This window comes from Microcoleus sp. FACHB-1515, from assembly GCF_014696105.1.
GTDB lineage: Bacteria > Cyanobacteriota > Cyanobacteriia > Elainellales > Elainellaceae > JAAUTJ01.
Window position 1 is genome coordinate 13,323 of sequence record NZ_JACJPO010000006.1, and the last position, 24,898, is coordinate 38,220.

General features: G+C 50.4%; 23 protein-coding genes. 12 read left to right on the top strand and 11 right to left on the bottom strand.

Annotation, left to right across the window (positions count from 1 at the left end; genetic code table 11):
- Positions 1 to 6 precede the first annotated feature (6 nt).
- The 3 genes from H6F67_RS00365 to H6F67_RS00375 all read right to left on the bottom strand — a co-directional run bounded on the left by H6F67_RS00365 (position 7) and on the right by H6F67_RS00375 (position 2,214).
- A complete protein-coding gene (locus tag H6F67_RS00365) occupies positions 7 to 783 on the bottom strand; it encodes a hypothetical protein (protein WP_190762203.1) in 777 nt (258 codons plus the stop codon).
- A gap of 3 nt (positions 784 to 786) precedes the next feature.
- Positions 787 to 1,095, bottom strand: a complete 309-nt coding sequence (locus tag H6F67_RS00370; protein WP_190762205.1) for a hypothetical protein — start codon at positions 1,093 to 1,095, stop codon at positions 787 to 789.
- Between the two features lie 162 nt (positions 1,096 to 1,257).
- Positions 1,258 to 2,214: a hypothetical protein gene (locus H6F67_RS00375; RefSeq protein WP_190762207.1), complete on the bottom strand. Its 957-nt coding sequence runs from the start codon at positions 2,212 to 2,214 to the stop codon at positions 1,258 to 1,260.
- Between the two features lie 146 nt (positions 2,215 to 2,360).
- On the opposite strand from H6F67_RS00375, the gene H6F67_RS00380 reads away from it, so the two are divergent.
- The 7 genes from H6F67_RS00380 to H6F67_RS00410 all read left to right on the top strand — a co-directional run bounded on the left by H6F67_RS00380 (position 2,361) and on the right by H6F67_RS00410 (position 9,256).
- Positions 2,361 to 2,891: a hypothetical protein gene (locus H6F67_RS00380; protein ID WP_199304169.1), complete on the top strand. Its 531-nt coding sequence runs from the start codon at positions 2,361 to 2,363 to the stop codon at positions 2,889 to 2,891.
- A 14-nt stretch (positions 2,892 to 2,905) separates the two neighbouring features.
- Positions 2,906 to 3,232 carry a hypothetical protein gene (locus H6F67_RS00385; protein WP_190762209.1) on the top strand — a complete coding sequence of 109 codons (327 nt, stop codon included), beginning with the start codon at positions 2,906 to 2,908 and terminating at the stop codon, positions 3,230 to 3,232.
- A 53-nt stretch (positions 3,233 to 3,285) separates the two neighbouring features.
- Complete coding sequence (locus tag H6F67_RS00390; RefSeq protein WP_190762211.1) at positions 3,286 to 3,879, top strand: Uma2 family endonuclease; 594 nt, start codon at positions 3,286 to 3,288, stop codon at positions 3,877 to 3,879.
- A gap of 35 nt (positions 3,880 to 3,914) precedes the next feature.
- Positions 3,915 to 4,508, top strand: a complete 594-nt coding sequence (locus H6F67_RS00395; protein WP_190762212.1) for a Uma2 family endonuclease — start codon at positions 3,915 to 3,917, stop codon at positions 4,506 to 4,508.
- A 9-nt stretch (positions 4,509 to 4,517) separates the two neighbouring features.
- A complete protein-coding gene (locus H6F67_RS00400) occupies positions 4,518 to 5,324 on the top strand; it encodes a hypothetical protein (RefSeq protein ID WP_190762214.1) in 807 nt (268 codons plus the stop codon).
- A gap of 324 nt (positions 5,325 to 5,648) precedes the next feature.
- Positions 5,649 to 6,191, top strand: coding sequence for a hypothetical protein (locus H6F67_RS00405; protein WP_190762215.1), 543 nt, complete (start codon positions 5,649 to 5,651; stop codon positions 6,189 to 6,191).
- On the top strand, positions 6,188 to 9,256 hold the full coding sequence (locus H6F67_RS00410; protein ID WP_190762221.1) for a plasmid replication protein, CyRepA1 family: 3,069 nt from the start codon (positions 6,188 to 6,190) through the stop codon (positions 9,254 to 9,256). Before H6F67_RS00405 ends, H6F67_RS00410 begins: the two co-directional genes overlap by 4 nt.
- Positions 9,257 to 9,725: 469 nt before the next feature.
- Here the strand turns inward: H6F67_RS00410 and H6F67_RS00415 are convergent, their stop codons facing one another.
- Positions 9,726 to 10,028 (bottom strand): hypothetical protein, encoded by a 303-nt coding sequence (locus tag H6F67_RS00415; protein WP_190762223.1) that lies wholly within the window; start codon positions 10,026 to 10,028, stop codon positions 9,726 to 9,728.
- Between the two features lie 137 nt (positions 10,029 to 10,165).
- Between H6F67_RS00415 and H6F67_RS28005 the strand changes: the two genes are divergently transcribed.
- Complete coding sequence (locus H6F67_RS28005; protein WP_277874542.1) at positions 10,166 to 10,291, top strand: hypothetical protein; 126 nt, start codon at positions 10,166 to 10,168, stop codon at positions 10,289 to 10,291.
- Between the two features lie 127 nt (positions 10,292 to 10,418).
- Here H6F67_RS28005 and H6F67_RS00420 read toward each other — a convergent pair whose 3' ends face one another.
- Positions 10,419 to 11,342: a LysR family transcriptional regulator gene (locus H6F67_RS00420; protein WP_190762225.1), complete on the bottom strand. Its 924-nt coding sequence runs from the start codon at positions 11,340 to 11,342 to the stop codon at positions 10,419 to 10,421.
- Positions 11,343 to 11,447: 105 nt separating this feature from the next.
- Between H6F67_RS00420 and H6F67_RS00425 the strand changes: the two genes are divergently transcribed.
- The 3 genes from H6F67_RS00425 (at position 11,448) to H6F67_RS00435 (ending at position 14,863) form a co-directional block, all read left to right on the top strand.
- Positions 11,448 to 12,365: an aspartoacylase gene (locus tag H6F67_RS00425; RefSeq protein WP_190762227.1), complete on the top strand. Its 918-nt coding sequence runs from the start codon at positions 11,448 to 11,450 to the stop codon at positions 12,363 to 12,365.
- A gap of 48 nt (positions 12,366 to 12,413) precedes the next feature.
- Complete coding sequence (locus H6F67_RS00430) at positions 12,414 to 13,832, top strand: hypothetical protein (protein ID WP_190762229.1); 1,419 nt, start codon at positions 12,414 to 12,416, stop codon at positions 13,830 to 13,832.
- A gap of 206 nt (positions 13,833 to 14,038) precedes the next feature.
- Entirely contained in the window at positions 14,039 to 14,863 is an 825-nt protein-coding gene (locus H6F67_RS00435) for an esterase family protein (RefSeq protein WP_190762231.1), read from the top strand.
- A gap of 150 nt (positions 14,864 to 15,013) precedes the next feature.
- Here H6F67_RS00435 and H6F67_RS00440 read toward each other — a convergent pair whose 3' ends face one another.
- From H6F67_RS00440 to H6F67_RS00465, 6 genes are all read right to left on the bottom strand, one after another.
- Positions 15,014 to 15,271 carry a hypothetical protein gene (locus H6F67_RS00440; RefSeq protein ID WP_190762233.1) on the bottom strand — a complete coding sequence of 86 codons (258 nt, stop codon included), beginning with the start codon at positions 15,269 to 15,271 and terminating at the stop codon, positions 15,014 to 15,016.
- Between the two features lie 334 nt (positions 15,272 to 15,605).
- Complete coding sequence (locus tag H6F67_RS27545; protein WP_242020426.1) at positions 15,606 to 15,944, bottom strand: IS3 family transposase; 339 nt, start codon at positions 15,942 to 15,944, stop codon at positions 15,606 to 15,608.
- A gap of 260 nt (positions 15,945 to 16,204) precedes the next feature.
- Complete coding sequence (locus tag H6F67_RS00450; protein ID WP_206753873.1) at positions 16,205 to 16,528, bottom strand: IS3 family transposase; 324 nt, start codon at positions 16,526 to 16,528, stop codon at positions 16,205 to 16,207.
- 112 nt (positions 16,529 to 16,640) lie between these two features.
- Positions 16,641 to 17,501 carry a hypothetical protein gene (locus H6F67_RS00455; RefSeq protein ID WP_190762237.1) on the bottom strand — a complete coding sequence of 287 codons (861 nt, stop codon included), beginning with the start codon at positions 17,499 to 17,501 and terminating at the stop codon, positions 16,641 to 16,643.
- Positions 17,502 to 17,585: 84 nt separating this feature from the next.
- Positions 17,586 to 19,790, bottom strand: a complete 2,205-nt coding sequence (locus H6F67_RS00460) for a lipopolysaccharide assembly protein LapB (protein WP_190762239.1) — start codon at positions 19,788 to 19,790, stop codon at positions 17,586 to 17,588.
- Between the two features lie 736 nt (positions 19,791 to 20,526).
- Positions 20,527 to 24,270 carry a DUF5711 family protein gene (locus H6F67_RS00465; protein ID WP_190762241.1) on the bottom strand — a complete coding sequence of 1,248 codons (3,744 nt, stop codon included), beginning with the start codon at positions 24,268 to 24,270 and terminating at the stop codon, positions 20,527 to 20,529.
- 239 nt (positions 24,271 to 24,509) lie between these two features.
- Here H6F67_RS00465 and H6F67_RS00470 point away from each other — a divergent pair, with 239 nt between their 5' ends.
- A complete protein-coding gene (locus H6F67_RS00470) occupies positions 24,510 to 24,887 on the top strand; it encodes a hypothetical protein (RefSeq protein ID WP_190762243.1) in 378 nt (125 codons plus the stop codon).
- Positions 24,888 to 24,898: the final 11 nt, after the last annotated feature.

Here is a 24,898-nt window from a genome sequence, read left to right on the forward strand (position 1 = left end):
AGGGGATTAGCTCTCTAGCTTCTTCCGGGCTTCCGTGACGCTGTTTCTAGCTGAGTCCAAGGCAACTTTTAGCTCGTCTTTGATGACTGCTCGAAGATTGACTTCGTGATCGACATAAAGCTGAGCGTTCGCGTTTTTTTCCGTCTCCAAGTGGGTCTTGATTTGCGCTCCCTTGAAGCGCTCGTCGAGCGTCCGGCCTTTTTCCCGCAAGAGATCAACTTCTTTGAACCCATTGGTGCGAGTTTCCGCGTTCTTCGCCAGTCCCACCTCGTAGGCCACGTCTGCCGCATCCATGCCAACCAAATAGTTGACCTGAGCCTTGCGGAAGTTCACCAGCGAGGTAGAAACATTGAGCGCAACACGGCTGGCAATCACCGCACCTTTGGACTTCTCTTCCATCAACGCCAGCGATCGATTCTCCAACTTCACCGCATTGAGTTTTTCGGATGCGGCCAGCGCTTCCTCCTGATACTGGGCATCCGTAACGCGAGGAATTGCACTGGTGGACGGGCGGTACAAATCCGTTGGCATCGAGCCAACGAAATCCGGCATTGAAAAATTGAGATCCGGTGCTTGCAAGACGGCTTCTAGTCCCTCAATAGTGGGCAAATTCGGACGCTCCGATCGTGGCACAGTCGGCAGGGTAGGGAATGGCCTAATGTTCGATGGCGGCGGCTCTGACGTTTCAGTTTGGGACTGCGTCGGCGTGAAATCGAAGTTGACATCAGTTGGAAATTCAGGTGCGGGTTCAGGGTCGGGCTGGTTGCGGCGGGAACGTGGCATCGGTTACTTCTCCGGTTGGGTTGGGGTGGGTTGGGCGGTGGATTGAGTAGGGACAGGGACGTTGGCTCGATTCGTCACAATCACCGAGAGAACCAGGCCAGCCGTCGCACACAGCAGCAGGGTTTGCACCCATAGGAAGGTCTGGATACGCTCAAATTCTTGAGTCATTTTTCGAGTCTGTTCAGCCAGATTGCGATCGAGGCGCTCCTGCTGAAGCTGTTGGCGCTCCTGCTGAATGGCATCCAAGCGCTCACGCCAAACAGCGGCGGACAATTCCACAAAGTCGGCGGGATCGGTGGGGTCGGTGGTCATGATGTGGTCTTCCTAAACTTCAAGGGGACGGAGGGGAAGGCAGCGCTGCGATCGCGACCGAAAACCGGGTTGGGTGGGGGCGGTGCTGTGGTGCAAACCGAGGTAAACCCTGGAACCACCAAGCGATCAAGGCCGCGCTCAAGAACAGTAGAAAAGCGGCAATCACAACACGCCTAAGCTCTGGAGAAATTGCGCTAGCCGCTTTTTTGCTTCGGTTTCTTCAGCCTTCACTGCTTGAGCTTGCGCCACCAATTCAAAATTCTCGTCAACTGCTTGCTTGCCCGCTTGAGTAATGGCAGCAAGCGCTTCATTGGCAAGCTCAATATCGCTTTTGCGCTGGCTGGTATCTGCCTTGATGCGATCGTTTTGAGCCTTCATCTGAAAAACAGTGGAGTGCAGCAGTTTTAAGCCTTCGAGAATCGTGGATTGATCGCCGTTTAGCTCGATCGATTGGAAGGTTTTGACTGGCTCAGGCTTCACATACAGCGAGTGAATCGCAGCCAGTTCGCTTTGCTGATGGTCGTCAAGCAGTTGGATATGCGACTGCGGAACTACGATCGCGTTTGATTGCTCCGGTTCTGGCTCTGGCGTTGTTTCAGGCTCGATCGCAGGAGATTCCAACGTCGCAGTTTGAGCAGATGGGAGCGCTTGCAGTCGATCGCGATACTCCTCCGCCAGCACGATCGCCCATTTCTTGCTCGATCCGGTGAAGTAGCGATGCCCTAAAAGCTCAACGGCTAGCAGGGTGTAGCGATCGGCCTGCCGCAAGTCAGTTTCAGCCACACCCGGCGCGATGTCTTGCACCAGCTTGATGAGATCAACAAACCACTTTTGAACCGATCGCTTCCCAACTTGATAGTGATCCGCGATCGCTTTGCAATATTGCGCTTCGGCGGGTTTCCAGTGAGCGATCGAAAGCAACTCATCTACCGAGGTCAGTCGCGGCGTATTGGGTTCGCACTCCTCAGAAGTTTGGACAGATGCGACTGAAACATCATTCGCTGCGCCATTTGCGGGCAGTTCGGGCGTTTGGGCGTAGGCGCGATTCAAAGCGGTCGCATAGTCGATCGAAGGTTCGCAGGCAGGCTGAAGCTGAGCCACATCAAGGCTTTTTTCCATGATTGGTTTCTCCGAAAAGGTGGTCGTAGGCGGCGATCGAGCGGTCGGTGCGAAGGCTTGTCGATCGCTTGCGAACTAATTTAGCACACAATTTTATAGAACGTGCTAAATTTTTATAGAATCACTTTTCAGCTTGAAGTGGGAGAATGGACGAAAATATAGAAATTCCAGAATTAATGGCGGAAAGGTTTGTAATTTCGTATTACTATTTATCGCCCCAGGACGCTGAACGGATTGAAGCGTTTCGGGACTGTTCGGGGGATTCAGAGAAAACCTTGATTACTCAATACGTGCGGGGGTGGCTTGGCAGAAATCGCGACTATTATCTAGACCTGGCTCGAAAAGATGCTGCGGCTAGGGAAATTTCATTTCAGCAGTGGGGCGAAACTGTTGTCAATCAAGGAATTGAGGCATTACCTGCTTATCGACAGGCGTTGAATAACATTCCGCCGAGTCCTTTACGCGATGTGGCATTAGCACCCTCCGCAGAACGAAAAGCACTCAACTACATTTCACTGGGCAAACAAAATTTAGCGTTGCTGCGCGTTGGCGTTCACTACGATCGAGACAATGCGATCGGGTTTGTCTCACGAATTGTTAAAGAACATCTTGATCGCAACTGGGAGAAACTTTACGCTTCACAGGTCGCGGCGGAAAACTTTGAGAACTGGAAATAACAGGAGTTGAAACGATGCAAGCCATTCAAACCGAACTCACTGCCGATCGCGTCAACCAAGCGATCAGCGCAATCCTGGAAACGCTGGGTGAGCCAACGAGCGAACTGCACACCAGAGCCATGACCGCTTTTCAAAGTGGCGATCACCAAACCGTGAAGCGGCTGGCTTCGACCCATTTATCTGACTACTACTGCAAAGCCTTGGGCTACTTGGGTGGAGCGCTCAAGCTCACACCCAACACCGACACCATTCTGGCTGAATCAGCGCGGGCGGCGGCTGACTTTGTGCGCGAGCGAACGTTAGCGCGACTCGGTGCTGAAATTGCCAAGGCACTCGGCTAACAGCGGATTGCACCACAATTGAAATCATCCCCTAGCAGCCGAGAGCGATCGCCATGACACAAGCAGCAGTCAAGCAACGATATACCTTTACCGAATGGCTCACCTACAACGATGGAGCTGATACTCGCTATGAACTGGTCGATGGTGAACTGATTCCAATGGACATTGGTAAAGGCAAGCATGGCGCGATCGCAGACTTTCTCAATGACCACTTCAAGGCTGAGATTTCGCGTCAAAGCCAGCCCTGGACTTCTAAGATTTTTTCGATCGGGGTGCGATCGCCCCGTGCCGGACGTTGGGACACGGCCAGAATTCCGGATCTGGTCGTCCTTGAGTTTGAGCAGTGGGAAGCAATGCTCGATCGAGAAGCGGTGATTGAACTGTATGAATCGCCGCCCATTCTCGTTGTTGAAATCGTCAGTGACAGCACTCGCAGCCAAGACTACAAAGCAAAACGGGCGGAGTATGCAGTTCTCAATATTTTGGAATATTGGGTCGTCGATCCGATTCAACAGCAAATCACTGTCTTCAAATTGGACGAAGGAATTTATGAGGGCGAAGAGTTTGCCAACGGTGAAGTCGTTGAATCAGCAGTGTTTTCTGATTTCAAACTCACTGCAACTCAAGTGCTAAGCGCGAAAATGTAAGACTGGCTGAGAGAATTTGAAGGAGAGCGATCGCCATGACCCAAGCCAAAACCCGCTTCACAACGCTTGAAGAATACGCAGCACTGGACACTTCTGATCTACCAGAGGGCAATTACGAGTTGGTCAATGGGGTAATTATCGAAATGGGTGCTGAGGCCGATCAGAACGTCGTGATTGCAGGGCTACTGTTCTCGGTTTTCCTCCAGTTTGTGCCGTACTATCTGATTCGGCGTGGGACTGAAATTGCCGTACCCAGCCAATCTGCCACGTCCCGCTACCCGGATCTGATGGTGCTGACCGAGGCCACTCGTGCCGCCATGCGTCGGGACAAGCGATCGCTGATCACGCCAGAGATGCCTGTACCTTGCTTAGTGGTGGAGGTGATTTCCCCTGGTAAACCGGGCAGTGACAACTACGATCGCGACTATATCGAGAAACCCAGAGAATACGCTCAGCGCGGCATCCCGGAATTTTGGCAGATTGATCCAGAGCGATCGGTTGTTTCAGTGCTGACGCTGGAAGATGGCAGCTACAAGGCCAGAGCGTTTCGAGGGGGCGATCGCATCGAGTCGGAGCAGTTCAAGCAGTTGGATTTGACGGCTCAGCAAATTCTCAGCGCTGGAATGTAGGCAATAAGAATGTTTGCCCGCTCATCCCCAAAAAACCTAACGGTGATTCACCGACTCAGCCCGAAAGCGAGAATAGATCGCAGTCGTTCTTATGGGTTCGTAGTGGGAAAGTTTGAGACGGAAAATCAGGCCAAGCTGGAGAAACTGAGGCAGCGGCGCTATTGGCTGACAATTTTGAGTGCTGGTGCAGTTGGCGCGGGCGGTTTTGCCGGATTTGCCACGCTGAATCCTTTACTGCTAGCGCCCGTATTAACGTCATTAAGCCTAGTTGGAGGAGATTTACAAGGAACCAGTCAAAAGTTCTTACTCATGTCGGACTTGGTTGAAGCCTTTGAGGAGGAAGACATTGCGATCGAGGTCGGGCTGAAGCTAGATGAGTTGCCAGATATCGATTTTTTTCTCAGGTTTCCTGATAAAGAATTTGTTCTCATCAAGATTCGATCGCTGTCAGCTTCAACCATTTTTTATAGTGAGGAACGTGAAGTGTTGCGATTTGTAAAAAAGCAGCGTGGGATAAAGAGTTGGCAGCCCGATCCCTTAATTGAAATCGCACAGCAGGAGCGATGGTTACGCAAGCATCGGCCTGATTTGCTTGGCGGCTCATCCCGCGATAAACGCCGTCCACTTGCTAAGTTGCTAGTCCTTTGGACTGATACGACTTTAGGCGAGCATCCAGAGCATTTGTACGTCACAATGGATGATCAGAAATTCCTGACGATTCGCAAGATGGGCACAACCACCATTGTTGAAAAAGATCAGGTAGTTAGCTTCATTAGAGGCTATCTAGCTTCCAGACGTAGCCAAAAGACTTCCTAGAAAGACTAAACCCCTCCGTCGATTTATCGATAAGAGGGGGTCAGCCTAGAACCTTGAAGGCTCGTTTGTTAGGGTTATTCACCCGCACACTAAAAAAAATCTTGTCCTGGCCGGATTGAGATTTTTTCGATCACCTCCTAGTTTAGCAATACACGATGGTAACAATCCACTGCATCTACAAAAGACAGCCCAGCATCAATCCATCTCACACGATGGGTTCATGCTGGGCTGGTGATTGAGGCACAGCGGATCGGGTGTGGACAATTAGTTCTGTGCGATCGGGTGAATTGCCCTTGCTTGTAAACAAACAGCAAGGACATTACGATGCCGCAATTACCGCTATTCGAGGATGCAACTCAAACGCATCCGCCCGCCCGATCGATCGCCCGCCCCAAATCGCCGCGATCGCCCCGCCCGAAACGTCCGCCACAGCAGCCGCTACTCGCATCAACCGCCGCGACTGTACCATCGATTCCGGCTCCGATTGACCCTGAGAGCGATCACGACAGCTTGGCTAACCGCGCAGCGGCAAGCGATCGCTCGCTTCCGCCCGCTCCAACTCCAGCCAAAGAATTGCCTCCTGGCCGGATTGACCCGACTGATCCTGCTTTCAACTACCTGAAAAATTGCCGCCTGTGCGGTGCGCCGATCGAGATTGGGGGACTCGATCACTCCCTCTGCTCCGCTGACTGTGGCTGGGTTGTTGATCTTCAATGGCTGGCACGGATGGAGGCACACAGGCGTAAGCGCAAAGAGCCAGAGCCACAGGCCGCGACGCACACGGATCGCGGCGACAGTGAAGCGCTCGACTTGTTCAGCAATAACCTCGATCGCGACACCTCTGACATGGATGGAGGTGTGGCATGAGCATCGTTCTCCGCAAACCACCTGCACCCGCAGCACTGCCCTTTGAGCAACGCATCGAACAGGAATTCATTGTCGGCAGTGGGATCGCCCTTGACCTGTATGCCGCCACGATCGACTTTCTGGAAGACACTGGACGCTGGGAAGTCCATGAAGCCCTGGGGCTGGACGTGCGTCCCCAGTGGCAGACCCGCAAGCCGCATGATTTTGGAGTACTAGCCTGCCTGCGAAACGAAGATGACACGCTTTGGCAAGGCAAACCCGAACGTCCGATCGTCAACGCCAAAGGCAAGCCACAGAAATATCAATCCGTCGCGGGTGCTGGCTCACGGGCATTTTTGCCACACATTCCCGCCTCGATTCGCCGCAAGATCGCAGAACGCTACCAAGTTGAAGTCCCGTTGGTAGGGTCATTTTGGGAGTGGTTAGCGCAGCACCCAGAAATCCCCATCCTCTTCACTGAGGGCGGCAAAAAGGCGCTATCACTGCTGGGTTTGGGCTATGTAGCGATCGCGCTCTATGGCGTGAATGGCGGCTATCTCAAGTGCAAGGTCACAGGCGATCGATCGCTGATCCCAGACGTAGCTCGATTTGCCCTCACAGGCCGACCCATCACCTTAGCCTTCGACCAGGACACCGACTCGAAAACGCAAGCGCGGGTCAACGTTGCCCTATGGCGATTTGGTGGCCTGCTCCAAGCGGCGGGCTGTGAGGTGGCGATCGCCCGCTGGGATGGAGCGCAGGGCAAAGGCGTAGACGATCTGATTGTTCATCAGGGAGCAGCGGCCTTCGATCGCCTCTACCAGGATGCGCTACCGCTCCAGCACTGGCAGCTATGGCAGCGACTAGAGCAGCGCTTGACCCATCCTGCTGCCCTCCGCATTCACCAGGCCGATCTTGCCAAGCTGGAAATTGCCCACCTGCCACAATCGGGCATCATCGGCATTGCTGCCGCGAAAGGCACAGGCAAAACTAAGCTGATTGCCAGCACCATCAAACTGAGTGAATCCGTGTTGAGTGCAGGCCACCGCATCGCCCTGATGCGAAATCTGTGCGAGCGCTTGGGACTACGCTATCGGGGCGATCTCGATCGCGCTGGGGGACGCTTCATCGACGAGTCGGGCTACGCCCTGCGAATCGGCTTCTGTGTTGATGCACTGATGGCGATCGACCCTGAGCAATTCAAGAATTGCGATCTAATCATTGATGAAGTCGTGCAAGTCTTGCGGCATCTGCTCACCAGTTCCACCTGCAACAAAGACGGAATGCGCCCCTTACTGCTGGCGCGATTTGCCGCGCTGGTGCGATCGGCGCGGCGCGTGATTGTGGCCGATGCCGACCTCGATAACGCCACACTGCACTACTTGCAGCAGTTGCGGGGCGAGGGGGATAATTCCGTCTTCCTCATTCGCAACGACTACCAGCCTCAAGGCTATGCAGTGCGCTATGTCGAGTCGCGTGATTCCAGTCCGGCGATCGCATCTCTGCTGACCGATGTGGGCAAGCTTGCACCCGGTAAAGTCCTGTTTGTCAGCACGGACAGCTTGAGGAAAAGCCAGCACTTGGCAAACTTGATTGAGAAAGCGTATCCCAGCAAGTGCATCCTGGTGCTGAACTCCCACACCAGCAACGGCAGTGCCGAGCAAGCCTTCATCAAAACACCCGATGCCGAACTGCACCACTACGATGTGGTGATCGCCTCGCCCACGCTAGGTACTGGTGCGAGCATCGAAGCCCAGGGCGTAATCGATCGCGTCTACGGCCTCTTTAGCGGCGGCTCCTCCACTGATGCAGATATGGCGCAAGCGCTGGGCAGAGTGCGCGAACCTGTGCCTCGCATTGTCTGGTGTGCCAAACGCGGCAGCAACTTCAGCAAGGTCAGCCGATCGACGAGCAGCCTTGAACTCAAGAGCCAGTTGCAGCAGAAGACCAGCATTGCCGCGAGCTTGGTCAAGCTGAGTTTGAGTGATGCCGCTTCGGATGCGATCGACGCTTTCGACTGGAAGGGCGATGCTCACTTAAATTTGTGGTGTCACTTCGCCGCTGAGCAAAACCGCTCAATGCTCAACCTGCGAGATGCCTTGCTGGTGCGACTGCGGCAGGAAGGGCACATCGTTGAGGTGGAATCAGCCGAACCGGATGCGGCCATGAAATTGCGCCTCAAGGCAACTAGCGCCGAACTCAAGCAGTTTGAGGCCGAAGCCAAAGCCAACGCTGATGAACTTACTTACGCCGAGATCAAGCTGCTGGAGGCCAAAGAGTCACCCACGCCGGCTGAGAAACAGGCGATCGACAATTTCCACATTCGCGACTTCTACTGCTTGGACTCACTCACAGTGGAGGACGTAACAAACGACAAAGACGGTAGATATCGGGGGGAACTGCTCAATCTCGAAGCCGCGCTGTTTCCCGATACAGCACTTGATCGCACGGCACGGGCACTGGAAAAACAGGCAAGCTGGAACCAAGGCTTGTGCCCCTGGGATCTCCCCGATACTGCCCTGCGGCAAGCAATTCGGGTCAAGTTGGGACTGCTCAAATATATTGATGCCGATCGCACCTGGACGAAGTACGATTTGGCCGCTGATGCCGATCGAGCACGGCAGATGGCAGGGCAAATCAAAACGGTGCTGCATCTGACCATCACGCCCAAGATGAGTGACGTGCAAATCATTCACCAGTTGCTTAGCCAGATGGGGCTAAAGGTCAGCTTTGGCTGGAGCCGGGCGATCGCGGGGCATGAGGGCGAAAAGCTGCGAGTCTATCGACTCGATGCGAGTCGTTACGAGCAGGCGATCGGCATTTTACACAGGCGGCAGGAGCGACGCGAGACGCAGCAACCGCAGACAGAAGACGAGGGCGGATCACCCATGCCTTCTATCTCTACACCACACACGGAAGATCCAGAACCACCAGAAGCCCCAACACAGGAAAAGTGGGCATCCGAGGCGGATTTGGCCGATGTGCGCGTGTGGTTGGCAGCAGCAAAAGCTGATCCCAGCGATGAATCGGTGCAGCAATTGCTCAGTCTCGTTCCGCCCGATGTGATTGCGCGGGCGATCGGATAGCCCAACGCTGCCCATTTCCTTGCTAAGAGGTGTCGCGCTTGGCTACACCCTCAGCTTTGCGCTGGCAAGATTGTCTGTCCTGCCTCGATCGCGACATCTAGCCGTTTCCAGGGAACTCCGGCGCATGAAAAAGCCCCATGCGTAGATGAGGCTGAGCGGAGCGCAACGGTGTTCGGTTTCATTTTGCCCTGGAAAATTCACGGTGAAGGTCTAATGGGGCGATTGTTGCTCCGATGACGATTAAGTTCTAGTCAATTTTGCGCTTTACACTGCTAGAACACTTTGCTGATGGGGTTGCTGGAGTTTGATGCAATTGGTGGCTGGATGAACCCCACTGTAAATATTTACAGTGCCCGTTTGCTGAGCGCTTGACGACCCTTGCCACTAGGCGGCGCGTTGGCGCGTCCAGCGGTGTTGCTGGGCGATCGCTCATCGATCAGTGCGACGATCGCGATCGCTCAAAACCCGTTTACTCGATCGCAGCCGCTGGAGTCCGTAGCCCTTGATCGATCGCATCGCGAACGTCTGTCATCAGCCCTTTGAGACTGACGAGAACCCCTTCGAGCGACTCATCCTCAATCCAACTGCTCAGTTGCAGCGTGTCATTGAGATAAAGACTGGCCGAAAAAGTCCCGTCCTTGTAGTCGAGTACCGTGATTGAGGGGTCGATGAATCGACTGTCGCTTGCCACCGTTGCACAAGCGGAGGTATCGGACAATCGCCACTCCAGAGCAGGAAAATGTTTCGATAGCAGCGCTGGGTCGATCGCCATAGTCTCACCCGCTCCCCACAACTTCTATCCGTGATTATGGCGCACCGCTCCTGTGATCGGGTTGTGGAGTGAACCGAGTTCAGGTGAGCGCGATCCCATCGAGTTTGCCTGCAAGGTTGTGACCGCATCGCATGGGCATGGGTATCAGGGGCAAGCCGACCGCAACCGTCTTGGCGCAGTCGCGCAGCGACAAGCGATCGCCCTCGCGCCGTTTGACCGCGCTCAAAATGGGCGCGATGGTGGAATCAACAAACGCAGCTTGATCAGGTGTTGAGCACTTCGATGCTGTTTCAGCTTCCTGGCGATCGATCACCCAATGCGGCGTGGGTGGAACTTCTCAACGACGCAAACTTGGAAAGAACGAAACGGATTTGAAACTCGGCACTCGCGCTACCCAATTGTGGGGAAATGAATTTCATTCTCTGAAATGGCTTGCACAATATTCAGGAATCGCTGCAAGATTGCAGATGAATCGTTGCGACGCCAAATTGCGCTGAATGGCTTCATGCCTGTGGGTTCCTGGATAGAACGGTAAACAACGCCTTTGCGCTGTAAATTCTGAACGCTGAGCGGCAATAAACTGATGCCCATTTCACCCGCCACCAATCCTAGGATCGTGACCATAAATGTTGCTTCTTGGGCAACTTTTGGCACAAAGCCAGCTTGGGCACAAAGGTAGTGAATTTGCTCAGATAAACCTGATACAACCTGACGTAGTGGCATAATGAACTCTTCGCAAGCTAAATCAGTGAGTGCAATATTGGGTTGGCTAGATAATCGATGGCTTTGCGGTAATGCAACCACCAGCGGCTCTTGAGTAAGTGGCATGACTGCCAAGTCAGACGCTTCTGCAAGGGCGAGGTCTTGATCTTGATAGACAAAAATGATGTCGGTCTGCTGATCGCGTAAGCCTTGAACTTGAAAGGCGCTATTTTCTTCGCGCAAAATGAGCTTCACTTGCGGATAGTGCTGTCGAAACGATTGCAAAATATTGGGCAGAATCCCATTGGCGATCGAACTGGTGAAGCCAACCGTAAGGTAGCCTAATTCGCCTTGATAAATGCGCTGCGTTTTGTGGACTGCTTGCTCTAATTGCGTCAGTATGGCTCTGGCTTCTTCTAAGAAGGTGATTCCAGCGAGCGTCAACTGGAGTGGCCGTTTGGTGCGATCGAACAGCTTCACGCCAAGTTCCGCTTCTAACGCTTGAATTTGCTGGCTCAGCGGCGGTTGAGCCATTTGCAATCGTGCGGCAGCACGACTGAAATTGAGTTCATCAGCAACCGCGATGAAGTAACGCAGATGACGAAGTTCCATGAGTCACAATATCTTTTGAATATAGTAATGTAATCAAACAAGTATTTGACGTATAGTAGCAGCTTTCTTATAGTGAAGCCAATCGGTGCAAGAAGAAGGCTCGACATGAATCAGATTCCTGTAAGGAACGTGTCCGAATCGATGCGACGAGTGGCGATCGTGGGTGGAACGCATGGAAATGAGTTGACTGGAATTTATCTAGTCAAGAAGTTTGAGCAGTTTCCCGCTGCGATCGAACGGCCAACTTTGGAGTGCATGACGCTGCTGGCTAACCCGAAAGCAATTGCCGCCAATCGACGCTACATCGATCGAGATTTGAACCGCTGCTTTGGCGATGCAGATTTGGCAAACGCAAAGCTGAGGGGTTATGAAGATCAACGTGCCAAGGAGATTGCGGCACAACTGGGGCCGAAAGATCACCCCAAGGTTGACTTCATCATTGACCTGCACAGCACGACGGCCAATATGGGACTCACAATTTTACCGACAACGAAACATCCCTTCAATTTGCGACTCGCGGGCTATTTGAGTCACCTTAATCCCGACGTTCGCGTATGTTGTGGCGTACAGTGCAGCCAGGATACGCCGATGCTACGATCGCTCTCGCCCTTCGGCTGCACGATTGAAGTCGGGGCGATCGCGCAGGGCGTTCTTGATGCTCAGCGACTTGAGCAGACCGAGATGCTAATTCACGCGATTTTAGATTATCTCAATGCGATCAATCAGGGAACGCCCTTGCCTGTTCCGTCTGATTTCACTTTGTATCAAGCGATCGCATCAGTCGATTATCCTCGCAATGCATCCGGTGAACTGCAAGCAATGATTCACCCACAACTCCAGTTCAAAGACTACGAACCGCTGCACAATGACGCACCCATGTTTCTCAGTTTTGCGGGGGAGACAATTTCGTACCAAGGAGAAGATTTGGTTTACCCAATCTTCATCAACGAAGCAGCTTATTACGAGAAAAATATTGCGATCGTCTTCACACAAAAACAGCAGTTCAAGCTGGAGACGGCGTAACCTTTCAAATGGCGATCGACGATCAATCCTTCTAAATAAGCAAAGAAGATGAGTTGCAATCAAAAGCCAGAACGTGCTGCTTTTTTCATGAGTCCTCAGCAGTTAGAACTTTATGATCGAATTCAGGCGTTTGAAATTGACCAGCCGAATGTCTTATTGCCTTTTAGCCAGCGGTTAGCCAGAGAAAATCATTGGTCATGGAACTATGCCCAGCAGGTGATTGAGGAGTACAAAAAATTTCTATTTCTCGCGATCGTGTCCGGTCATGCAGTGACACCTTCAGACGCGATCGATCAAGTGTGGCATCTGCACTTAACGTACACTCACTCCTACTGGGATGAGTTGTGCGGCCAAGTTTTGCAAAAACCGTTACACCATCATCCCACTCAAGGTGGGGCACAGCAGCGAGATCATTTTTGGCATTGCTATTGTCAAACGCTGGAAAGCTACGAGAAGTTTTTTGGCGATCGCGCTCCCGATCACATCTGGGCAGATCCTACCGTTCGATTTAAGCGAGTGAACAATCAGGCAGGTTGGCTCCCAAAACAACTTTTCAAGTCACTTGGGCAAGCAGTTTGGAAGGCGGCTCACTGGCTCAAGCGATCGTTTCTGATCATGGCGCTATTGACGTTTGGCATTGCTTTGAGTGGATCTTCCGCCATTGCTCAGCTTGCTTTACCTATACGACCGCCTTTTTCATCGGGCTGGATTCTGCTAGCGATTTCAAGCTTCAATCCCGAAAACATCCAAAGACTTCTCATTCTGCATCCCTGGTTGACAGTGGGAATAGGGGTCTCGACTGCCAGTTTTTTGATGGCGATCGGACTATCTTTTGTACCCGCTTTTACCTCCTCAGCCGGAGTCGTTGAAAATCCTAAGCATGATTCGAGCGTGTTGACAGCATTACATATCAGCGCCATCAGTGCCTCCCTTGCGATCGTGCTGTATGTGTCAAATCAGTTCAATTTGTTTTATGTGTTCTCGTTTTTTGTTTGGTTGATTATTTTGGGCGGTGTGCTGCTTCTCGAACTTTCATTCATCCAATTCTTAAGCTCAGTGAGAGCCAGCTCGAAAGGAAAATCTTTGCGACTGATGCATTGCGACAAGTGTCGCCAGCGGTTGCATCGATTAAATGCTTCTATTTATCTAAGCAGGAAAGAAAAGGTTGCAGCCCAAATGGGTAGCGTCCAGTTTGAAGGATGGCACTGCTCAACCTGCTACCCGGAAGCGAAGCGAGACTCGATCCTCTTATACCGCTATGTCAATTCCTCAAAGCGATTCAGGCAATGTCAGAATTGCAAGGAACTCACCTCAACTCAAACTTCTTCTAAGGTCTTAAAAGCAGCAACTACTTCTTCAGAAGGCCGAAGAGAAACGCTCTATACTTGTCGGTGTTGTGCAAATCAGGAAAAAAGCATAGAGTCCATTCCTCGCTTGTCTGATGATGTTGGTTGTGCTTGTTTATAGTGCAAAATCCAGTTAATTGTTTGATTGGAATTTTGATGAAGCAGATCGATGAAGAATATGGCGATCGAATTTTGCCGATCACACTTAATAGAAAGCTAAAGCAGTAGGGTTTAATTGCAACCCCATGATGCACCTCAATTCACGGTGACGGAATGCTTTGAGTTTGGAAGTCGCGATCGTAAATTCTACTACCGAGATGACACATCATGTCACAAGGACCGGTCCGAGAAGGGCTAACGATTAACAGTCAGGTGTTAGGTAAAAGCGTTCGCTACACCATCTACTTACCAAACGACTACGAGACTTCAGTTCGCTCCTATCCAGTGACCTACTTGCTGCACGGCAATCGAGCGGATGATACTGCTTGGATTTGTTTTGGTGAGGTTCATTTGAGTGTTGATGCGATGATTGCGGCTCGAACAATTCCTCCGATGATTCTTGTCATGCCGGATGGTGGAAATAGTCGTTATATTAACAACTTCGATCGATCTGTGTGTTATGAAGACTTCTTCTTCCGGGAGTTTATTCCAGCGATCGAATCGCAATACAGAATTAAGCAAACCCGATGGTTTCGAGGAATTTTGGGCGTATCAATGGGAGGATATGGGGCTTTAGTTCATGCGCTGAAATATCCAGAATTGTTTGGTGCTTGCGTCTCACTCAGCGCTTCACTTTACACCGACACAATGATTCTTCAGATGACCGATGAGGAGTGGACATCAAATCGAGCTTCAGCGCATGGAGACGGCTTAACGGGGGAATCTCGGTTGACCGAACACTATAAGTCATATGACCCATTTCGCCTGATTCAAGCGACTGATTCTGAACGCTTCAAACAGCTTAAGCTCTATTTGGATTGTGGGGATAAAGATTTTCGCAGCGAGGGGTATGCCACCTTTCATCTATTACTGCGGCGTTTGGATATTGCCCATGAATACCGAGTGCGATCGGGAAATCATACCTGGTCGTATTGGCGAAGTGGCTTGGAAGATGGATTAACCTTTATTGGCAGTATGTTCCGGCGATCGTAAATCCAATTTCTCAGCGCGATCCGGTCGTGGCATTGCAGTTAAATGGTTGTGTAGTTGATGTCTGCGCCAATAAAACTAAGGGCTGTGAACGGCAAACTCGCCACACTCGTTGTATTTCTCTTTTGTTACTTTCACTAGAAGGAATGTCGTTTATGGTAGGCGATCGAGGCGAAGCCGATGATAAGCAAATGTACCTCTGACCGAGTTTATAAAAGCAATGACGATGAGCAAAGCAACCAAAAAATCGCTGGCTGAAACAAAAGGCTGACTGATTCGGGTCAGAATTTGCTCTGTTCCGTGTAGCACCAATCCAGTAACGGCAGCAAGGTGGGACAGATGCTCGATGCCGATCGCGATCGCCATAACAACGCCAATTTCCCAACCATACCGCGCATCAAACTGTGGCATTTGTTGAATAACAAATTAGGTGCGTCGTTAACAAATTGGATGCGTGAACTGAGAATTGGCTGAAGCGAGGATATAGCAAGGGTTTGGAGCGGTGAGACGAGTGTGAGACGGGCAAAACTTGGATTAACAAATTCACTGCGTCAAATTGGTACAAGGTTTTAACACATTCGTTGCACGAATTATCAAGCGGCTCGGTGCGGTCGGTGCGATCGCCTGCTGTCTAGTCTACTCGCCCGCCTGCTTCTCAACGAATTTTTTCAACTGCTCGACATCGCGCCCTGACTGGCGATTTGTAGTGAACCCCAAAAACTAGATACAAGATGACTTGTTTACTTCAAGTCTTTTTCTTGTTTTTGTATTGTACAACTTGTTTCAATTTCTGCTTCTTTTTTTCTCGATTTTGTTGCTCATTCCATTGGTTCTCAAACTCCATTGATGTTAAGTAACCCAGCGAAGAATGGATGCGCTTCTCGGTGTAGACCTCCTCTAGAAATTGGCCGATCTGTTCATACGCTTCCTCAAAGTTGCGATACTCTGATAAATCCACCTCCTCTTCTTTGATCGTTCGCATCAGTCGCTGGTGCGTATCCCTTCTGCCATGCCTCTCCAACGGCTGCCATACTGATAGCAATGCCTTGTTGCTCCAGCAATTGCGTGTAAGCTTTCGCGGCATACTGCACTCCTTGGTCTGTGTGATGAATCTCTGGTTTTCCTACCTCTAACGCTCGGAAGAAGCGCGACCAACGTCAGATCAGTTTCTAAGCTTCGTCCGAGTTGCCATCCGCGAATACTGCGGGTAAACACATTCATCAGGACAGCTAGTTAAACGAACTCACTGCCAGCTTGATGTACGTGATATCGCCCACCCATACTTAATTGGGGTGCTCAATGCTCAATGTTTCGACCCGGTTGGCACAACGCTTGAAGCTGTGATTACTGTCGGTAGTACGACACCTTCTTTTCGGACATTTGCCCACCAAGAACAAAATCGCGGATCAACCGCAGTCCACACTTGTTGTTGACGATTTGCCCTTGTTGATGCAGCATTGCCGTAATGCGCCAATACCCGTAAGTAGGATGCTCCGCTGCAATCTCAGCAATCGTGTGCTTCACTTCGTCATCACTATTTGTCGCCGACTGGTAATAGAAACTGCTCCGGTTCATCTCGAAGATCTGGCACAATGTTGTGACAGGATACTCCTGGCTCATTGCCTTTACCAGTTCACATTTTCGCTTTACTTGCTGCTCGCTGTCCATTTTTGGGGACGCATTACAATCATAATCCCAATCTTTTTTTAACATCCTACTGTCGGCTCGAATGAAAGCAGCTTTTCTAAGAACGATTGGATGTGAAAAATGCCAAATCAAGTTAATCCCCCGAAACAAAAGCAAGCATCTGCCACTTGCCATTCTGATATGAGAAAACAGCTCGATATCCATTGATATCGTATAAATAGCGATTTTCTACATAGCCTTGCTCACTATTTGGAAGAACAATGGACGTTTGACCTTCGGTAGAATACCACCTTGCCTCTTGCGGTTCGGCTGCATTCGCTGATGCATAAAACTGATTAACCGTTTCTTCGCCCAGTAAAGCTCTTTCGTTGGAAAGCGTGGTGATAATAGGACTATCGGTTTTTGCCTCAGAGTAAACCGGAATGTTCTCTCCCAAAATAAACACTTCCCAAGCGAACACTCGATCGCCGAACTCCGCCCGATCGATGCTTTCTCCAGCCGCAAAAACATGAGGACAAATCCAGCTTTCGGGCGCTGATGCGGGACGATTGTATAGCCGATTTTCATCTGAACAACCGGTGCCGATCGCCTTCTCTAGATACTGCCAAAACGGAGCATTGGGATTATCGATCTCCAATTCATCCACGCTGTTCGGACTAACACCGAAGCCCAACTTAATTGGAGAAATTGCAATTGAGCGGATATAGTCGGCATCGCGATCGCGCACGGCAGTACGAAGCCGTTCTCGAAACTCAAAGAAGCTGCTTTCTGGCTCAACCGCATCGACTAGAGGAAATGGTTTAGGGGGATAAGTTCCCTCAAAAAAGGCAATGTTTGTTCTAGTAGGATTTGGTTGAGAGCGAGAGGCAGTTGGTTTCGATTCAGATGAGGACAGACTAATTTGCTGTTTCTCCAGGGAATTGCAAGCAGCAATATTTATGATTAGAAGCGCGATCGCCGCGTAGCAAAATCGTTTCAAAAGTTTTATTTTCATCCTATATCACCCAATACAATAAAGCGATCGGCTCAAAGTAGAATTCAAAGAAAAATGTTCTTTGAGCCGATCGAACAATCCGCCTTAGCGGTAACAGCCAATGCGCTGAACAAGCTGCTGACGAACCGCTCGATTTTGCAGCACTTGCGCGACCTGAAGGGCTTGTGGAACCTGATTGATTTGGGCAAACCGGAGCGCGATCGCCGCCAAGAAGCTGCCGCGATCTTGGTCGTCCTCACCGGTTAAGGGAAGTTCACCCCCTCGCACTGTAATCGTTCGTGACTCTGCACCGGGAATCGTTCGTGCCGTTTGGAAGGCTTGATTGAGAAAGGTAGCGGCTTGAGTGCGATCGCCCAACTGTCGGTAGCGATCGGCCACCGTCACCAGCCAGCGCGTTTTGACAACCGGATCATTCAGTTGATTCAGCCCAGCAGCGGCAGCGATTAGGTCACCTGCATTCACAGCTTTTTCGATCGCCGCATTCAGGCTATAAATTCGCTCTGTCGAGTCAGGAATCGCCTGAGCAATTTGGAGCGCAGCTTGATAGTAATTGGCAGCGGTCAACTGCTCAGCGATCGATCGCAGCAAAACAGTTCGGTCTGAAGGATTTTCGATCGATTGGGAAACGGTGATGGCCTGATTGAGCAGTTGAGGAGCGTCACCCGTGAAATTGATCCGCAGATATTCAATGGCGATCGCCGCCAGGGTTTCTGCTCGCGTAGACGGCTGCTCAATCGCATTCGCCAAGTCGATTGCTTGCTCAAACAGCACCGTTGCCGGATCAATTTGTCCAGAGACTTTTAGAATTTGGGCGGCGATCGCGGCTAGCGTTTTGGGTCGAAAACTCTGATCCAAGCTTGGCGTTTGAGCAATCGCCTGAGCGCGATCGAACTCTCCCGCTTCAGCCAGCCCTCGCGCGATTTTGAGCAGCAGCGGATCGCGATTTCCAGCAAAGTTGGACGGAATCTGATTGGTAATTTCCAGGGCAGCATCGTAGCGATCGGTGGCAATGGCTCGATCGGCGATTTGCATCAGTACCTGAACGCGATCGGACGGAATTGCTTCTCCGGTCTGAATTGTTTGGGCAACTCGCAGCGCAACGTCATACCGTCCTGCCTGAATCGCTTGCTCAATCAACTGCTGAATCGCGCTGTTGCGTTCACTTGCTTCGCCAATGGTTGCCGCCGTTGCCAGTGCTTGCGTCAACAAAGCGTCGGCTCGATCGCTCTGTCCGGCTTTGGCATAGAACAGTGCCATCATTCCCTGAGCGGGAGCTTTAACAAACGCATTCTCGATCGCCTGCACTGTTTCTTCTGCGGCTGCCACCAGTCCGCCCGCCTCGACATAGCGAACTGCGATCGTCACAACGGCCTGAGCATTTTGCGTCGATCGTGCCGTTGATACCGCTTCGGCATAAAGCTGTCGGGCGCGATCGGGCTGTTGAGCGGTGAGTCGTCCGGCAATCATTGCCAATAATTCTGCTTTGCGATCGGCAGATGCAATCGTTCTGAGCAGTTCCAAAGCGCGATCGACCTGTCCCGCTTCGCTGTAACGGTTCACCAGCGTCAGTACGGTTTCTGATTGATAGTTTGAGATGGAAATCGATCGCACAATTTGCAGGGCGCGATCGACCTGATTGATCCGGGCATAGAGGCTGGCGATGCGCTCTAGGGCGTTGGCTTTGCGGTAAGGATTGGACGAAGTGATGGTTTGAGCGAACTGCAGCGATCGCGCCAAAATCGGTACAGCGTCATTAGCTTGTCCGGCGTTGATGTAGGCTTCGGCAACGTTGCTGAGGGCGATCGTCTTGAACTCCGCCCCTTGAATTAAATTGCTGGCGTTGAGCGCTTGTCCCAAAATGTTGACGCTGCGATCGGGCTGACCGATGCGAGTGGCGTAGTTGGCAAGTGCAGTGAGCGTCCGGGTTTTAGAAGCGCTATAGCCGCTGCTGACGGTTTGAGTGGTGTCATAAGCAGCCGAGATCACGGCTAAAGCAGCTTGTGGGCTTTGGGTAGGAACCGCCCGCACCAATCGTTCGAGCGGACTGGTATAGGCAATGTCAGGCGGCAAACTGCCGACGACTCTTTCAATGAAAGTGACCTTGTCGGCGGAATTTTCCATGCCTCGAATGGTTTGGAGCGATCGCACCAGCAAGATCGAGGCTTCGTCCAATCGTCCAAGCGCAATATATTGGTCAGCCTGCTCTAACATGCCATTTAAAAGAGTGACTTGGTTCTGCTGGCGCTCGGATCGACAAAGTGCAGATGAGTTGGAAGTTGCTTGAGTCATGATTAAAGGTAAAGCTTGAGCTTGTACATTGCCACTGAGGACAGTTGAGAAACTGAAACACGCGAAAGCAGCGATCGATTTTGCCGTTTTATAAGTATTAAAGTTGATCATTTTTACAGATTAATGAATGCGGTAACATCTAAAGCAACAACTTGAAGAGAAGAAATTTCGGACTAGATCGATCGCAAATCTAAAAATATTTTTAGTACTTCTATGTTGGGTGCAGCTAATACTTAGTTGAGAAATTTAGCTAAAGAGACAACCTGCAAAACAGGTACTTCATCCTAATGTTCAAATTGACTTTTAAGGCTGGCGACTCCATAATCAGCGCAACCTCAATACAAGAATAAACAAGCGGGTGTATAACATGAGGATTTGTGCAGAAAATTACACAGTTTTGACCAGCAGTTCGTCTGTCCCAAGCGGGCAAGCGAGCGTTCTTTGCTTGATCTTGCGTCGTTACTTTGTCCTGAATTGTTGAAAGGCGAATTCTCAAATAAATCTCGATCGCCTTTTATCAACTTGAAAACTGAATTAAGTTGTAAGTTGTCCTAATTAATAATTAGACTTAGGTTGAAGTAGCCATCTTAGAACATCAAGAAAATGATAGTAAATTAAAAGTAAACTGAGTGCAGATGAAGAATTTGTACCATTTGTCCGCATAATTTCAGGAAATGAATTCTGCGCGAATCGTAGTTAGAGGCGGTGAAAATTCACTTTGTACTGCTATATCAAATCAGGGGACATTACAAATTCGACGAGTTTCTGATGTGCCTTCTAAGGCGATCGAAGGACGCAGCCAGCGGCAAGCCTGCTCAATTAATTCGTTTAAGTCGCGAATTGCATAGTGTTTTGGTGTGTTGTTTGCAGAAATCACGACAATACTTCTACCGTCTGCGCTGAGTGACATCGCATAGCCTTCATACTGAGCAATTTGATTACCTCTGCCATCCCACACGCGAATTTGACGATCGCCTCCCAGCGCCGCAATTCGCTGCCCATCCTGACTAATTTGTACGGCATTCGCTTGAACCGAAGTCGGAATAAACCAGCCTCGTCGTCCGCTCAGCGTGGCAGTTTCACCGCTAAGATTCCACAAAAAAGCGCGATCGTCAGCAGCAGAAACAAATTGATTCATTTGATTGGTAAACGTAAAGCGAGCCAAATCGGAAAAAGTTGCGCCGTCCGCAAATCGATCGCCACGAATTTCATCAACGGGATTGCCCTGTAAGTCCCAAGTTCGCACGGCTGCACCAGCATCGGTGGGAGCGATCGTGATCAACTGCTTTCCATTGGCGGTGAAGTACACCTGATCAACCCACTTTGAATTCGCTTGAAAGTTTGCCAACAGTTGTCCTTGCAAATTCCAGATTTGCACTTTTCCCTGCCCGCCAGCAGTTGCTAGAAGTTGACTATTGGGGCTGAAAGCAATCGATTGCACTTTGCCCGAAATTGGAGAAGTTACTGCAACTTTTTCTCCAGTCGTTGTCCAAATTTGGATCGCATTATTCGGCTGAAGGGTTGCCACATACCGCCCATTCGGGCTGATTGGGTTGCTCCAGGTGAGGGGATTTTGCCAATCTTCGCCCCATGTTCCAGAAAGCTTCGCGATCGCCTCTCCCTGTGAATTCCAAACAGTTACGATTCTGTTCTCACCGCTATGCGTCAAGAGATATTCTCCTGATGTGTTAAATCGCAAATTATCGATTCCAGATTCACTCAACGGCAGTGACAAATTGCCTTGAGTTCGAGAATTCCACATTTCTACTGTGGCATCATTCAGTAACGCGGCAAATGATTCTCCATCCGGATTTATTTGCACTGTAGAAACGCGCTGAGAAATCGGAAGATAATATGTTCCAGGCGTTTCCAAATGCAGAAGCGTTGTGTCAGCAAGAGCGATCGTTTTACTATCAGGACTGAACTCTAGCTTATATTCAGAGCCTCGAAATCTCGATTCGGTAACCTGCTGTCCAGCAAGATTCCAGACTCGCACCCGATCGTCCCAGTTCTGCGTTGCGGTATCGCTGCCGATCGTCGCCAGTTTTTGACCATCGGGACTGATGGCAACCGCATAAATTCCGCCCGAATGCGCTTGAAATTCGCGGATTAAACTGCCCTGATGATCATAGAGGCGCAGTTTACCATCCTCTGAGCCGATCGCCATGAACTGACCATCGGGACTGATTTGAGCATCGATCGTGCCCTGCGATCGAGTTTCCAGTGATCTCATGACCCTGCCATTCAAATCACACTGCGTTACTGTAGCGGTTCCTGCTTGAGCAGTAATCATCAAGACGGATGGCCTATCTGGACTGAAACGAGCTTTGAGGACTTGACCCTGCCCCTGACAAGTCGCAACAGCTTGACCCTGATTGTTCCAAAGTTTCACCTGACGATCGCCACCTGTAAGCAAATACTTTCCATCTAAACTGAACTCAGTGATTAATGACTGATGATTTAATGTGGCAATTTGTGTTCCTTGATCATTCCAAAGTTTTGTAATTTGCCGTTCCCAGGTTGCATTATTGCGATGAGCAGCATCGACAACCGGTTCGATTGTGGCCAACAAACGACCATCCGGACTGAAGGCAATTCCCAAGACGGGCATTTGCAAATTTGAAAAGGTGGCGATCGCCCTACCCGCAGTACTCCACAGCGTCGCCGTGCCGTCCGATTCAACTGCTAAAAAACGCTCTCCATCCGGACTCAGAGCAACTTTTTCAGCCGTTCCTGACTGCTGAAATTGATGAATGAATTGTCCTTCCATATCTAAAATTTTGTAGTCAGTGCGATCAGGTTGCGTAGACCCTGTATGAAACAATATTCGTCCACCATTTGCAGCAAAAGGACGCGCAGTTGTATTGCTGGTTGCGCCGATCGATTGTTCTTGAACGCGATCGAGTACCGACTGCAATGTTAGAATCGGGGTGACTGTTGCATAATTTGCATTACTTGCTTGCTGTAAGTTATGTGCTGCTATTAATGCAGAAATTAATGCTTCACTGGGCTGATAGGAAAACTGATCGAGGGCACTGGTACTCATGCGCTCTGCTTGACCAATCAGCGCGGCGCGGTGCAGCGATCGAGTTGACCAAACGGTAATGCCTGAAGCTGCCAGCAGTGCAGCCGCTAAAATTCCTGCTCCCAAGCACAGCCGTCGCTGTGCAATTTGATTCGCTTTGGCAAGAATTTCGTTGGCGCGTTTCGTTTCCTGGTTTTCAAACTGCTGACTGAGCGATAGAAATTCAGCATCCTGCTGACTCAAGGTTTTATCGCTTGCCCAGGCGAGTGCTTCTTCTAAACTTTGTCCGCGCAAAAGGCGAGAGCGGTCTTGTTTTCCAGAGGCAAGCCATGCAGCTAAGGCATCGGCGTAAGGACGAAGGTTGTTGAACATTGTTTCTACCCATTGAAGATTAAAAACTTCGGCATAAATTAAGTTTCGGACTGCCAAACCATTTTCTTGTTTGACGACTAGCCCTGATAGGCGCAGTTTTAACTGGGATGAGCTTTCATCGGAAATTACGGATTTCTGCTGCAAAATTTGCTGATAGATACCTAACAGTCGGCTGGTTTGTTTTTCGTGGCGAAGCAGGCGATCGCGAATCGTTCGTAAATGCTCTGGCTCATCTTGAGTTTCCCAATGTTGAATCAGATGGGTGTGGATCAGGTGAGCGATTTTAGCTTTTAAATTTTGGTGGTGATGGGGCGATGAGTGCCAATATTCGATGACTAGACGGCAAACCTTTTGCGTCAGAAAAGGCTGTCCGCCTGTCCAATCTAGAATTTCTTGAAGGGCAATTTGCGGTTCTGCGATCGCGCCAGCTAAGCCTTCAGCCAGAACCGTTGCTTCTTCATATTGAAAGCCGTTAAGCGCGATCGCTTGACCGACATTAAAAGGGGTGCGGGTTTTATCTTGAATCAAATCAGAAGGAGTGGCAACACCCAGTAGGCAAAACGTCAGCGCCTTCACATCGTCTCGATCGTTTGCATAAGAACGAATTAACGCAAAAAAGTCATTGATTGCAAATTCAAGGCTGAGAACGCTATCAATTTCGTCAATGAAAATAACGATCGGCTGATTGGCGAAATGCAGTAAAAGTACATCCTCAATAAATGTACTGAGTAGATGAATATGAGTCAGAGAGGGAGGAGCGTTCAACCAGGCTTTCAAATTGACTTTGCCAATTAAATTCGCGCTGCGCCATAGTTCTGAAACGACTCGTTCATACCACTGTTGCGGAGTTAGATGCTCACTTCCCACTCGCGTCATATCGATCGCAATACAGCAAACTCCTTCCATTTGCAAACGGTGCATCACGCGAACTCGCAAACTCGATTTGCCCATTTGCCGACAGTTAAACACATAGCAAAACTGTCCTGCTTTTAATGCAGCATAGAGTTCTTGATCTGCTTGTCGTTCGACGTAGCTGGGAGCATCAATCCTTAAACTTCCCCCAACCTGATATTCGTAACTCATCAAAACACGAGTGGGATAATATCTATGACTATTTCACTGTAGATGAAAGGTAAACCAACCGATGAATCTGTGTAGAAGAATGCACAGTGTTGCGGTTTTGTTCCCGGAAATAGCGAATTCGGTGAAAAGGCCGTGTGATCATTTTTCTGCACAAACCCATCTCTTTCAAATCATGTCGCTAAGCTGGAAACCTCAGCTTCAAACGTGAAGTCACATCCTGAAAAACCTGGATTGAAATCATGCAGCAACCATTCAACGCTTTGCTTAAAACGTTCCTCTTGGGCAGCACCGTTGTAGGCATTGCGATCGCCCTGCAACTGCCCACCGTAGCGCAACGATCGCCCAATTCTAGCCGAGTTCCTCTAGATAATATCTACCACGAACGCGATAATCTGCCTGACGATGCCGATGTCTTTCCCCGGATGGGCAGAATTGCAGGCAGTCAGCAGGAGCAGTCGAACTGCCGCGTTGCACCCTGGGGTAGGGTCGTAACTCGCTTTCCGGGCAGATCATCGGTTGAAATCGATCGCCGTCAAGTCGATCGCAATGGCGAATCCTGGTTCCATAACCCCGACGGCAACTGCTGGGTTCACGACAGCCGCATTGATTTGCTATAAGCCCATTGAGA